At 42.9% G+C, this 13,442-nt stretch carries 11 protein-coding genes; 2 read left to right on the top strand and 9 right to left on the bottom strand.

Annotation, left to right across the window (positions count from 1 at the left end; genetic code table 11):
• Positions 1–24 precede the first annotated feature (24 nt).
• From ACTXGL_RS09480 to ACTXGL_RS09455, 6 genes are all read right to left on the bottom strand, one after another.
• Positions 25–750, bottom strand: a complete 726-nt coding sequence (locus ACTXGL_RS09480) for a hypothetical protein (protein ID WP_443526481.1) — start codon at positions 748–750, stop codon at positions 25–27.
• Positions 751–826: 76 nt separating this feature from the next.
• The gene (prpC, locus tag ACTXGL_RS09475) at positions 827–1,954 is read right to left on the bottom strand and encodes a bifunctional 2-methylcitrate synthase/citrate synthase (protein ID WP_443526479.1); all 1,128 of its coding nucleotides are present in this window, start codon (positions 1,952–1,954) and stop codon (positions 827–829) included.
• Between the two features lie 108 nt (positions 1,955–2,062).
• Positions 2,063–2,707 carry a DUF2059 domain-containing protein gene (locus tag ACTXGL_RS09470; protein ID WP_443526478.1) on the bottom strand — a complete coding sequence of 215 codons (645 nt, stop codon included), beginning with the start codon at positions 2,705–2,707 and terminating at the stop codon, positions 2,063–2,065.
• Between the two features lie 107 nt (positions 2,708–2,814).
• Positions 2,815–3,708, bottom strand: coding sequence for a methylisocitrate lyase (gene prpB, locus ACTXGL_RS09465; protein ID WP_319051673.1), 894 nt, complete (start codon positions 3,706–3,708; stop codon positions 2,815–2,817).
• Between the two features lie 346 nt (positions 3,709–4,054).
• On the bottom strand, positions 4,055–5,341 hold the full coding sequence (locus ACTXGL_RS09460; RefSeq protein WP_443526477.1) for an NRAMP family divalent metal transporter: 1,287 nt from the start codon (positions 5,339–5,341) through the stop codon (positions 4,055–4,057).
• A gap of 298 nt (positions 5,342–5,639) precedes the next feature.
• Positions 5,640–6,671, bottom strand: a complete 1,032-nt coding sequence (locus ACTXGL_RS09455) for a LysR family transcriptional regulator (RefSeq protein WP_443526476.1) — start codon at positions 6,669–6,671, stop codon at positions 5,640–5,642.
• A 237-nt stretch (positions 6,672–6,908) separates the two neighbouring features.
• Between ACTXGL_RS09455 and ACTXGL_RS09450 the strand changes: the two genes are divergently transcribed.
• Both ACTXGL_RS09450 and ACTXGL_RS09445 read left to right on the top strand, forming a co-directional pair.
• On the top strand, positions 6,909–7,934 hold the full coding sequence (locus ACTXGL_RS09450) for a hypothetical protein (protein WP_443526475.1): 1,026 nt from the start codon (positions 6,909–6,911) through the stop codon (positions 7,932–7,934).
• A 445-nt stretch (positions 7,935–8,379) separates the two neighbouring features.
• On the top strand, positions 8,380–8,652 hold the full coding sequence (locus ACTXGL_RS09445; protein ID WP_443526474.1) for a hypothetical protein: 273 nt from the start codon (positions 8,380–8,382) through the stop codon (positions 8,650–8,652).
• Positions 8,653–8,655: 3 nt separating this feature from the next.
• Here ACTXGL_RS09445 and ACTXGL_RS09440 read toward each other — a convergent pair whose 3' ends face one another.
• The 3 genes from ACTXGL_RS09440 to ACTXGL_RS09430 all read right to left on the bottom strand — a co-directional run bounded on the left by ACTXGL_RS09440 (position 8,656) and on the right by ACTXGL_RS09430 (position 13,261).
• Positions 8,656–8,856 (bottom strand): spore coat protein U domain-containing protein, encoded by a 201-nt coding sequence (locus tag ACTXGL_RS09440; RefSeq protein ID WP_443526472.1) that lies wholly within the window; start codon positions 8,854–8,856, stop codon positions 8,656–8,658.
• Positions 8,857–8,968: 112 nt separating this feature from the next.
• Entirely contained in the window at positions 8,969–11,749 is a 2,781-nt protein-coding gene (gene ppc, locus ACTXGL_RS09435; RefSeq protein ID WP_443526471.1) for a phosphoenolpyruvate carboxylase, read from the bottom strand.
• 246 nt (positions 11,750–11,995) lie between these two features.
• A complete protein-coding gene (locus tag ACTXGL_RS09430; RefSeq protein ID WP_443526469.1) occupies positions 11,996–13,261 on the bottom strand; it encodes a tyrosine-type recombinase/integrase in 1,266 nt (421 codons plus the stop codon).
• Positions 13,262–13,442: the final 181 nt, after the last annotated feature.

Raw genomic sequence — 13,442 nt, 5'->3', positions numbered from 1 at the left:
GAACTAGAGATTGTTTGCTATCAGTCATGGCGTAATTTCCTTGCTATTTTTTTTGGCATTTTTCTCAAGATTTTTAAATTTCTTATAATCATTGAGAATACTAATGTAACTTAAATGAGTACAGACAATTTCATCTCTAACTCTAAACTCTATTTCATCAAATTTTTTAGATTCGTAAAGATCCCAAACTGCTTTACCACTTTCAAATTTTTTACCAGGCAGGTATTTATTAAGTATGTGTCGCTTTGTCTTGGGATACGCAAAGCTTGAACTGTTATTGAAAGTCGCAATAGCTAATTGCGATATATCAATGATTCGGAAACTACTCTGGAATTGAAAAGCATCGTAGTTCGACATTATCTTGTAGCGTTTAAACAAATCAAATAACACAGGTACATCAGATGACGTTATACCTATACCACATAGAATTGGAGAAACTCTTCCATTGTTACCTTTTTTTGCCAAACCGTAGACTTCTTTAAGTAGCTCATATATCACAGTTAATAGTTCTTTTTCAGAATTATAGTCCCATAGCCAAAGGCATTGTATGGCTTTAGAACCTACTGATATTTCAGCTGAAAAATCTTTAGTGGGATTTGCTACAAAAAATGAACCACCTAAGAATTTGCATTTTTTATCCCATGGGTTATAGCATAGACCTTCTTTATCTCGACCAGATTCAGGCACATAAAACTCAAGATCAAGGAAGATAACTCTACATTTATCAATACTAATTTTAAAATTTTTCATTTGAAACTCAGCTATAAAAATATAGTGTTTTCATAAGCTGGTTATCTCAACTTATGAAAACGTATTTATCTTTCACTTAACGCGCACTCATATCTGGTACTGGACGCAGATCTTCACCCGTATACTCTGCACTTGGGCGAATGATACGGTTATTAGCACGTTGCTCAAACACGTGAGCAGCCCAACCAGTCAAGCGTGAGCAGACAAAGATAGGTGTGAATAGCTTGGTTGGGATGCCCATAAAGTGATAGGCAGAAGCATGGAAGAAATCAGCATTACAGAACAGTTTTTTCTCGCGCCACATGACTTCTTCACAGCGTACTGATACAGGATATAGTACTTCATCACCAACGTCCGCAGCCAGCTTCTCAGCCCAACCCTTAATCACGACGTTACGTGGATCTGACTCGCTATAGATCGCATGACCAAAGCCCATGATTTTGTCTTTACGTGCTAGCATGCCCATCATTTCTTCTTCAGCTTCATCAGGTGAGCTAAAACCTTCAATCATATCCATCGCTGCTTCATTCGCGCCGCCATGCAATGGACCACGTAATGAGCCGATGGCACCAGTAATGCAAGAGTGGATATCAGATAGAGTTGAAGCGCAGACACGAGCAGTAAAGGTCGACGCATTGAACTCATGCTCTGCATACAAGATAAGCGAGACGTTCATGACTTTTTCATGTAGCTCGTTTGGCTTTTCGCCTTTGAGCAAATGCAGGAAGTGTCCACCAATAGTAGCGTCATCTGTATCAGTCTCGATACGCACATTATCATGACTAAAACGATACCAATAGTTGATAATCGACGGGAACGCTGCCAGCATACGGTCAGTTTGATCATTTTGCTGAGTAAAGTCAGTCTCAGTTTCAAGGTTACCGAGCATTGAGCAACCAGTACGTAGCACATCCATTGGATGCGCGTCGCTTGGAATGCGCTCAAGCACATCTTTTAATGCTTGTGGTAGCCCGCGTAGTTTTTTTAGCTTGGCTTGATAGGCATCAAGCTCGCTTTGCGTAGGCAAGTTACCGTATAGCAGCAGGTACGCCACTTCTTCAAAAATACACTTGTCGGCTAGCTCTGATACGTCATAGCCGCGATAGGTCAGACCAGAGCCTGATTTGCCGACGGTAGATAGAGAGGTTTTACCAGCGACTTGTCCGCGTAGACCTGCGCCTGAAAGTTCTTTTTGTGCTGCCATGTTTACATTCCTTTTGTGGGTAGCTTTTTTGGGTGAAAACAGTATTTCTAACGATGTTTCTGATGATAAATTTATTGGTTAATGACTGACTATAGCGCCAGTTGAGCGTTATGCAGGCTGTTCAGGCTGTGGACCGTCTAAGTCGACATTACAACGCTTAAACTCAGCTTCAATAGGGCCGTTCAAGACCTCCATCGCGCTGCCTTCGCCTTCTGCATTATTGATTTCCATATACTTGACACCCAGTGGCGACTCCATAAATGTCTGGATTTCAGTCATTTCTTCTGGGGTGGGGTCAGCCATTGGGGTTGCGACTTCTTCGCCATTCATGACGCGCAATTGCTCATTGCCAAAAGCAAGCAGCTTTTTACCTACGTCCGACGTATAAAAGCTATCTAGCTCTTTTAACTCTGCATCGGTGAATTGACCTCTATAAAAGCTATCAACTTCGGCTTTACCCAAGTCCTTATCACGCGATTCAAGGCAGCTGACTTGCTCTTCACTGAGCGCACCACTATTGATAATTGGCGCAAACAGTAGACTGTTAACGGTATCTAACGTAATTGTCGTCATGACCAAGTCGTCTTGAGAGACAGCATCTGATGGCACAGCTTGGGTCGCTTCACTGGTAGTCGTGTCAACGTTATCGACGGTTTCTGGCGTGTTATCACAGCCAGTTATGAGTAGTAGTGCAGCCAGCGTACTACTGAGTAGTGACGCTCTAAAAGCAGTATGAGAAGTAAGCAATGACATAAATAACCTAAAGGTAAATGAATACGAATTTTAAGAAGATAAAACACCCAGAGGTAGTTTATCTTCGCAGTGTTAATAACAACCAATCGCTAGTTACTTGTTACTTGTTACTTGTTACTAGCAAATAGCTTGTCTAATGTCTGCTCAAACTCATGATAATTTAAGAAGTCATAAAGCTCCATGCGAGTCTGCATGGTATCGACGACTTTGTCTTGTGTGCCATCATTGAGTAGATGCTGATAGACGTTCAGTGCCGCTTTGTTCATGGCGCGGAAGGCTGATAGCGGATACAGCACCATCTCGACGCCCACACTATACAACTGGTCAGTGGTGTATAGATCTGTCTGACCAAACTCTGTCATGTTGGCCAGTACAGGAATGTCCAGTACATCAGTAAACTTATGATACATCTCGATATCGGTTAGCGCTTCTGCAAAAATCATATCTGCACCCGCTTCTTGGAACGCAACAGCACGTTCAACCGCAGCATCCAACCCTTCTACCGATAAGGCGTCAGTACGAGCCATCACTACAAAATCAGGGTCAGTTTTGGCGTCTAATGCTGCTTTTAGACGATCTACCATCTCTGAGATGCTCACGATTTCTTTGTTAGGGCGATGGCCACAGCGCTTTTGAGCGACTTGGTCTTCGATATGTACAGCAGCGACGCCTGCTTTTTCCATTTTTCTAATGGTTTGAGCGATGTTAAACGCGCCACCAAAGCCTGTATCGATATCTACCAGCAGCGGTGTATCGACTGCGTCAGTGATACGGCGAGCATCTTCTAATACATTATCGAGACTGGTCATACCAAGATCAGGTAGACCAAATGAAGCATTGGCCACGCCAGCACCAGAGAGATACAACGCTTGATGACCGACTTGGGTAGCCATCATCGCTGTATAAGCGTTGATAGCACCTGCGATTTGTAATGGTTGATTATTGTCATTTTTTTGAGTGAGAGCACTGCGAAAGCGCGCGCCTGCTGAAGAAGTTGTCATGCTAGTATCCTTGCAGATAGAGAAAGTATTATCGTTGTTGTAACTGATTATACCCAATTATTGACCTCTAAAAAGCTTGCTGATAGAATTATTAATTATCTAAACTAAAAATGCATATTAAAATATTTAACAGTATTCATAATATGAATAGCATTATGTGTATATCGATGTTCCACTAAAATAAGTATTCATATTGCTCAAATAACCGTATTAAATAATAGTGTACATTTTACATTTAGTTACAATTACTAGACCTATATTTTCTTTTTTTGAGAGTTAACCATCAAAAAAGCCCTAATAGCTTAGCTATTAGGGCTTTTGTTTGAGCCAGACTATAAATCTTAGTTTAAGAGAATAGACCTGCTAGGTTTGCTAAGAACAACAATGCAAAACCTGCTAAGAATACCAAACCTGCGATAGATAGTGCATTCATACCTGCTGATAGTTTCTTATGTTTTTTGACCAGTGAGTAATTCAACCAACCAAAGATAGGCGCAGAGACAAATGCCGATATCATGGCAAACTTAAGCATGGCGCCTAATTGCCCTGTGAAGAAGGTAATAATCACGAGCCCGCCACCGATAGCATAAGTCGTCCAAAAAGCGATCTGCTTTTTGTTGATTTCACTCTCACCTTTAAGCAAACGCCAGCACTCAGCGTTGGCGCGTCCATAACCATCAGCACAGGTAATAGTCGTGCCGAACATACACATAAAGGCGACAAAGGCCACCAGTAGTCTCGACCATTCACCAATAGTTGCGGTATACATATTAATCAGCTGGTTGATATACGCACCGCCAACCAATTCAATCTCTTGCCCTGAGCCATACTGGACAAATACACCTAATGATAAGAAAAACAACGCCAAAACCGCTGAAACCGCATAACCCACATTAAAATCTAACAAGCCTTGGCTGTGTGTCGTGTGATCTGCTTTCACCTTGGCAGAAGTCCACATAGAAGTGATCGCTGCAAATTCAAGCGGTGCTGGCATCCAGCCCATCAGCGCTACAATAAAGCCTAATGTCGCCAAATTCCAAGGAGAGGCGGCAACAAAATCTACTGCCATTACGGTTGGCTTGCCAGCAGCAATGATAACCGCCGCGATGGTCGCTGTCGTAAGCGCAATCATAATCCACTTGGTGACGCCATCGAGTAGCTTATAGTGACCGGCTATCAAAAAGAACCAAGAGACCGCAACGATGATGAGAGACAACGCCATCGTCGATAGTCCAAGGGAGGCGGGTAGCATAAAGCCCAAAATTACTGCCGCAATCAGTGAGACCGCACCAGTGCTAATGACCGCTGATAGGATAGAGAGAATAAAATACACCCATAGATATAGCTTTGAGCGTTTGGCGTAGCCTGCAATCAAGCTCTCACCAGTATCGTAGACATAATCCGTTGCAAAGCGAAAAAACGGATACTTAAAAACATTGGCCAAAACAATCATGATTGCAAGCTGCCAGCCATATATGGCACCAGCCTGTGTTGACGAAATCAGATGCGATCCACCGATTGCAGCGGTCGCCATTAAAATACCTGGACCAAAGATGCGCCAACTAAAGCCTTCTTGCTGTGCTGTGGCCGTATCGTCAGTGGTACTTGGGTTATTGAGTGGTTGTGTGGTCATGAATACCTCTAAATGTTTAAAACGGCAAATTATCACTTACCTGTGTCAGCTTGCCAATGATCAGTAGACAATCGATTTATGAGTTTTTTCTCTATAACGATTAATCTTGTATCGACTTTAGCACACCAATACGCTTCAGGAGAATGATTATTCTATTTATTAATAGTGATAGTTATTACTATTTGTTTGCATTGTCATTATTTTTGGTTAGCATAATCACTCGCTAATATCAAGCATTAGTGAGTGATTATTTTTTAGCGGTTCTTTATAACACAATATCTATCCGATATCTGCTCATTTAAGCTTGAGAGACAAACTTTTGCGGTCGGTACGTAATACCTCGCTGCTCGTATACTTGATAGATGGCGCTCAATAAATTAGAGATACTTGGGTGAACAAAGTCTTTGAGGGTATGTAAGTAGATAGGGGAGGTGACATTTTCGTGTACCAAACGTTGATAGCTTATTTGTTCGGTACGTACGGTCTTTAGGCTGGCAGGTACCAAAGTAATACCTTCTCCAGCCGCGACCAAACCTAGTGCTACTTGCAAGTCACTTACCGTCGTCGTCATATATGGAGATATGCCGTACTGTGCAAATAAATGTAGTAAAGGTTCAGTGATCGGTTTATTAGATGCAAGTTGCTCACCGGCATCAGCTCTGATTGGTTTATCTAATTGGGTGTTGTCTGAATAACTACGAGCGTGCGCCGAAGGCGTTACTGTGGCTGCTATCGGTAAGTGCGTTTGATGGTATAAAATCAAGCGGTTGTTTGCCAGATCTATCAACCGCTGCTCCTCTACATAGGCAAGAGGATGCGATTTGGGTAGTGCGACCACATAGCGCTCATGACGCAGTAGTATTTGCTGAATCCAAGGGTCTTGATGCGCAAAACGCCCAAAACCCACGTCAATATCACCAGACTTGAGCGCCTCCATTTGCTGGTATGAGCTAATATCTTTTAGATTAACCTCGATATCAGGGTTAGATTGCTTTAGCTTGGCGATGATTTCGGGTAGTAGACCATATAGCACCGAGGGCACAAACCCAATATTGAGCGCAGTACTTGGCGCGGATAAGCGCTGGGTCATACTGGTCACGGTCTCGATTTCTGTCAGTATGGTGCTTATCTTATCGTAAAAGAAACTGCCCGCTTCAGTCAGATGCAGAGGTCTATGGTAGCGATCAATCAGCACCACACCGATATCGGTTTCTAGCTGCTTAAGTAGACGGCTCAAACTTGGCTGCGACAGCCCTGTTTTTGTAGCAGCAGCACTAAAGCTACGTAAATCTGCGACCGCAATAAAGGCATTAAGCTGTTTTAAATCCATATTATTGAGCCTATCATGATATATAGTCTTCATTAGGTGTTGTCTGAATAGGTGTGTGTGCAATCATTTGAGATGATACGCATAAATATTAGTGATATCGAACAAATTGTGCTTGAAGATAGGAGTGTGAGCAACTATATTGAGAACTAATGGTGCTGTTACATTTTAGCAAGAAAATTATCATTCATCTTAGCAGTCATTTACTGCCAGTAGAACGAACTGGCTTGGTGTTATTCTATGAGCGACGACAAAAAGAACATCGGTACTGACTTTGATGAAGAGTTGGCCAAACTGGTGCAAGAAAAATCGCGTAAGCGTACCAAAAACAACATTTATGAGCGTTTTATTAGCCGTGTTGAAAGCACTGAAGATGATGAAAACATAAGTAACACGAATAAGTCAAAACCACTGAACACAGCAGATAAGCTACCTGCTTTTGAGCCTTTGAGTGCGACAGAGCTGCTACTTTTTGAAGAAGACAATAGCGATCAAGCGCGAGTTTTAGAACCAGTAGATATCAAAACAACAAATGCTACCTTTGATTTTTCGAATCAAAATGCAGTGTCGCAGACCAGTCGACCGAGTACAGATGCGCCTAGGAACAAGGCTGTTAATGACAGTGCTCTGAGCAAGAACGATCATACGCAAACCCAGTGCCTCGATACCAGTTTGGATGATCAGTATGTAGACAATAATGAGAAAAAAGACTTTACTGATGTTGACAAGGCAGACTCCGTTTCTATCGCATCTGGCACATTAACTGACGAGGCTTTGGATACTAAAGGTATCTCGCCAGAACCACATAGCGAAGAGATAGCGCCCTCAGAGAATACAGTCACAAGTAGCAAAAAACCTATCATCGTTGGTATGATATTTGGTTCATTACTAATCGCTATAATAGTGCTCACACTTATATTTACAGGTGTATTATCAACCTCTACACCTGATGCCGATCGTAGTCTCGACAATAGCACAGAAGCAACAGTTGCAACCGATACGCCAGCTGTAGACCCTGATTCAACTACTGCTAACGCTGAAAATCAACCTACTGTAGAACCCAGCTCTGACGACGAGCCAGTACCAGTTGTACAACAAAGCAATCTAGAGGATGATGTACAAAACATACCTAACATACCTGTGAGCGATGAGGGAGAGGAAGAGCCTGCCAGCGATGTGGCTACCTCAGAGGCCGAGGCAGCCATCACTTATGAGGATTTCAGGGAAGAGTCACAGACCACATTATATCGCGAGACCAACGATTAATTCAGTATGTAGTATCGTGTTGGCATCTATCATCATCCCACAACATCCTATCTAGCAACTGACACCATTTAACCGCTATTTTCTAGATTTATTAAAAACGCTGTAAAAAACTGACACTTTAGTGCCATCGGTCATCTGATCCTGCCCATTGGTACCAAAAGACATTGCAATGTAACAAAAATACCATATTATTATACATATAAGGCGATTAGCAAACCGTCAATCGTATGGACTGATTTGGTACTTACTTATGGACAGCTTAAAAAATTCAGATAGTAAAGGTATAAATCGACCTACCAGCACATTATCTCCTACAAATAACAGTAAACGACGAAGCACTGTATTTACCATAGCTAGTGTCTTTCTTATTTTTGTAGTCGTGACCGCATTTGTCTCTTATCGCATCTCATCAACCCTCTCTCAAACCTCAAATTCGGGGACTGGTTTGACTACAAACCATGACCTCTCTTTGTTTTCTAGCCCAGAACACACCCAGAGCCTAGGTATCCAAGCCAGCCATGTCATAACTGACGTTAGAGAAACAGACACTATTATTAACTATAATGAGTTTAAACAAGAAGCTCAAAACATACTGTTCCGTGAAGAAGAGGAAATCATACAGGCGCAGTCCAATCCACATAGTGTCGCGCCTACGATTAGCGCGGAAGGCTTTAGATCTGAAGCGGATAAAACCTTATACCGTGATAGTGAGTATTGAGCCTCAATAGTTGATGGTAATGGTTACCGTATCGGTGTACTGATCGGGCATAAAATCCGTACTCGGGACAGTGACGTATACTGCCTGAGAAGTGCTCGTACCGGTCCCACTACCAGTGATGCCATTGCCAGTCGCGTTTGCTACGTTACCCCATATGGCACCACTAGGACCTGCAGTACGGCGTAACTGATAAGGTACCTTCAACACTAAACTACTGAGATCTAGCAAGCTGTTTTTGAAGGCTTTTAAAAAAAATTGAGGCTTCGCGAACGAAACCTCAATTGGTATAAGTGTTTTATTTGTCCCAAAACGGCTCTTAACCAGTATTGCGTAAACCCGCTGCTAGTGCATTAATACTACGGATTAATGGATCCTCTACGTTAATGTCGTCAGAATCTTCACTGCTCACAGTATCTTGCTGTCTGGCACGCTTTAATAGCTCAATCTGTATATAGTTGATGGGGTCTAGGTAAGCATCGCGCCATTGAAGAGAGGCAGCTAGATTTTGCTGGCTAGATAAGAGCGCCTCTTGATCTAATAACGAGTTTAAGCCTGAGTAGGTTAGGGCGTGTTCATCAATGACCGCTCCCATTATTTGCTCACGCAATGCAGCGTCTTCACATAACTGGCTATAGGCCTGTGCAATATTCATATTGGCTTTGGTAAACGCCATCTCAATATTACTGATAAATACATTAAAAAACGGCCAGTGCTTATTCATCTCTTTCATGAGAGCTTCATCAGCTTTAACGCTATCTAGCGCACTACCGACACCATACCAAGCAGGTAGGGTAAAGCGTGCCAACGACCAACCAAACACCCAAGGAATCGCTCGCAGTGTGGTCTTACTTGGTAGGCCTTTTTTGCGATGAGCAGGACGTGAACCAATATTTAATAAAGATATTTCTTGTACTGGAGTCACTTCTGAATAAAACTGATAGAACCCTTCGGTATGATCGGTCAGTTTACGGTAACGGTGCTCGCCCGCATCTGCCAATCGTGCAAACAGCGCTTCATAATTTGATAACTCAGGAGGTTGCACCACGAATCTGGACGAGCAGGCTTTGAGGGTGCCTGTGATAGCCATAGTCAGTTCAAACACAGCAGTATCCGTATTGGCATACTTGGCATAGAGCACTTCACCTTGCTCAGTCACTTTAATCTGACCATGTAGTGTACCAGCCGGCTGTGCAGCAATGGCTTTGTGCGTTGATCCACCGCCACGGCTGACTGAACCACCACGACCATGGAACAAGCGTGTTTTGATGCCATATTTCTCAGCAATACTATTAATGGTCTGCTGGGCACTATACAACTGCCACGCAGAGGTGATGATACCGCCATCTTTTGAAGAGTCCGAATAACCTAGCATGATCTCTTGTGTGTTATCGGCACTTTGTAGCAAACCACGATACAGTCGATTGTCTAACACGGCAGGCAAGATTTTATCGATATTCTTAAGATCTTCGATGGTCTCAAACAACGGTGCCACTGGCAAGTCAGCGGACAACTGACCTTCGTCATCAACTCTGCATAAGCCTGCAAACCGCATGAGCAGCAACACCTCTAGTAGCTGACTGGCATTATTGGTCATTGAGATCACATAACTACCAAAAGTAGCCTGTCCCACCAGTTTGCGTAGGGTGGCGACCGAATTCATCAATGACAATTGCTCACGTGTTTTGTCTGTCAGGTTATCAGTATAAATAAGCGGCGTACCGGGTTTTTCTAGCAAACGCGTCAACCATTCTTGGCGTTCGGACTCATTGAGGGTTTGATAATCAGGTAGGTTTGATGCACTGGCAAAAATATCGGCAATCACTTCGCCATGGTATGACGACTCTTGGCGGATGTCGAGCGCTGCCAGATGGAAGCCGCAAGTCTTTACTAGGCGGATGATATCGAGTAGTAATCCATCTGCATGCGCTTTGTCATGAGTAGTGACACTTTGGCGGATAATACGTAGGTCTTCTAATAGCTCTTCTGGATTGGCATAGGCGTCTTTTTCAGCCTCGATGTCCGTACCTTTGCTTTGGATACGGCGATTAGTGGCATTGACTTTAGTGAGGATTAAAGAGAGCAATCGACGATATGGCTCGTTGCCATAGTCATCTAGGTTATAGTCAAACACCCGCTGGTCGAGCTCGTCATAGCTTTTGATTTTGGCATATACGTGGGGAGACACGGTGACAATAGTGTCGCTATGAATCAGCTGTCGGCGCAGTTTTTTGAGTAGCACTTGATAGTGACGCAGCACGGTATCAGCATGCATCAATACGGCAAGCTCTGTGGTCTCAAAAGTCACGAAAGGGTTGCCATCCCTATCACCTCCAATCCATGAACCAAAGCTCATAAAGGCAGGTAGCGGATAGTCTGTTAGCTCTGGATAAATATCAACGATGGCTTTTTTGATATTACGATATACTTTAGGAATGGCATTGAACAAGCTGGCATTGAAGTAATGCAGACCATTATTAATCTCATCATATACCAATGGCTTACGGGTGCGTACTTCATCAGAAGACCATAGCAAGTCAATCGTTTGCGCGGTTTGCTCCTTGGCTTGCTCGTAGGCGAAGCTGTTTTCAGACACGTTATTTAAGGCGTCACTATGTGCAAATAGGCTTTGTAAGATATTCATCGTGGTACGGCGCCGCGCTTCGGTAGGGTGCGCCGTAAAAACAGGTGTAAATTTCAGCTGAACAATCAGCTCTTGCATTTGAGCGGGCTCAATATTGCGCTCACGACACTCAAGTAAGGTACGACGAAATGATCCTTCCCAGCTTTGCTCAGATTGCATACGCTGTGCATGACGCTGCTCACGCAAGTAATTCTCTTCACTTAGATTGGCTAGGAAAAAATAGATAGAAAAGCCGCGTATGACGTTTTTTAAGGTTTGATTATCCAAAGAAGCAATAAAGTCGATAAGCTGCTGTTTATGTGCCTCATTTGGCTCACGACGCTGTTGAATAAAGCCTTTGCGCAGCGTCTCAATTGTATCTAGCGTCTGCTCACCAGATTGGCGAGAAATAGCATCGCCTAATAATGAACCCAACAAGCTGGTGCGTTTACGTAATACGTTGTTATCTAACGTCATCTTCAAACTCCTTCTCAAATGAATGGATATAATACTGTGGTTATCTTATGCGCAATATCCTATAGTTTTTTGCAATTTAACATAAATAGGTGAGACCTGCTTAATGTTAATGGTCAATTGTTTGTTTTGTTGACCATTATCATGCTATTGCTTATATTTGGCTTAGTTTTTTTCTGACTTTCTTCATACATCTAACTGGTTTTGGTACAAGTTTGTCCTAATTACGTTCTAGGATTGTCTTGCAATTTATTTACCTCGTAGCTCATCTATATAATCAGCCCAATCTTGCATCATCTGTATCCTAGTATCGATTTCATCGAGTCTGTTGTAGGCCCCGCCATGTGTGTCTTTGATACGATGACCCAGCTGTAATTCTGTGACGATATCTGAATAGCGTAGCTCAGGCTGTTCCATAAGCAAAGTTTTAGCAGATGCTCGAAATCCATGCGCACATTGCACGTCTTTATATCCAAGACGGTGGAATATCTGCACCAGCGTCGCTTTACTAATATAAGCATTGCTTGAACCGCGCATCGAGGCAAATACATATTCCTTATGCCCAGTAATTGACTGAATGTTTCGTAATCGCGTAATCACTTGCGTGGCTAAGGGAACAACTAAGTGCGAGACCATGTCATCGCGTCCTTCGCCTTTGGTCGGAGAGAACGCCCATGTATTAGTATCCCAATCGATATCATCCCAGCGCATCGAGCGCAGATCGATACTACGTACAAACACATAAGGCAATAAGTTCATAGCATCTAACGTGATTTTACTTGCGCCTTTGAATTTAGACATATCTTTTAGAAGCGTCGCAAATTGATCTGGTTTGGTGATGGCAGGCAAGTGATTGCCTGAATTGGCAGGTGCAAGCTCACCACGGGTATCAATCGCCACATTTCTATCGCACAACCCTCGAGCAACAGCGAATGAAAACACTTTTTCAGTATACAAACGAGTGCTCGCACCAACAAAGGTGGCTTGATTGTCATTATTTTGAATTGACTCACACACACTAAGTATCATCTCGCTGGTGATATCGTTCATTCTCAAATCACCAATCTCGCTACACATATATCCTAGACATAAATCCCAAAATTTAAGGGTAGAGTCACTAAATGCGGATCTTTTAGACTTATTTTGGTGGCGACCTGCTGTCTTGTGATCGCGCCATGCTTGTGCAATCTCAGAAAACGTTGCATTTTTGAGGTGTGTGTATCTGTTGACTTGTTCTTTTTGCTGAATAGCTTTAGGGTCAGAGCCTTTGGCGACCATGTTGAGGATAGTCTCGGCTTTGTACTTCACCTCATATAAATCAATATCTTCAACTTTACCGAGCATCATTCTGGGGCGCTTGCCCTCGATATGCGGATGAGAGTAACGCAGGTAGTATTCTTTTTTGCCGTTTGGGTAGACACGAATGCTCAAGCCTGCCACACCTGAGACACTAACTGAATAGTCCTTGTCTCGGTATTCAAGCTTATTGATATCGTTTATGTGATCGACAGCCATAAGGTATATCCGTAAATTTGATTGGGCAGTTGCATAAGGTTAATAACCAAAGAAGAGTATTCTTCAAAAATGTACAAATAGTCATTGGACACCAATATGGACACTGTTATTTGTTCTAAAAATAAAAAATGTCTTATTTTACAAGGTCTGCAACGTTTAATTATCCCCAAGGTTCACTTGG

Source organism: Psychrobacter sp. T6-6, assembly GCF_052258185.1.
Classification (GTDB): Bacteria; Pseudomonadota; Gammaproteobacteria; order Pseudomonadales; family Moraxellaceae; genus Psychrobacter.
The sequence above is the reverse complement of the archived record's forward strand: the minus strand, read 5'-3'. Positions and strand labels throughout refer to the sequence as shown.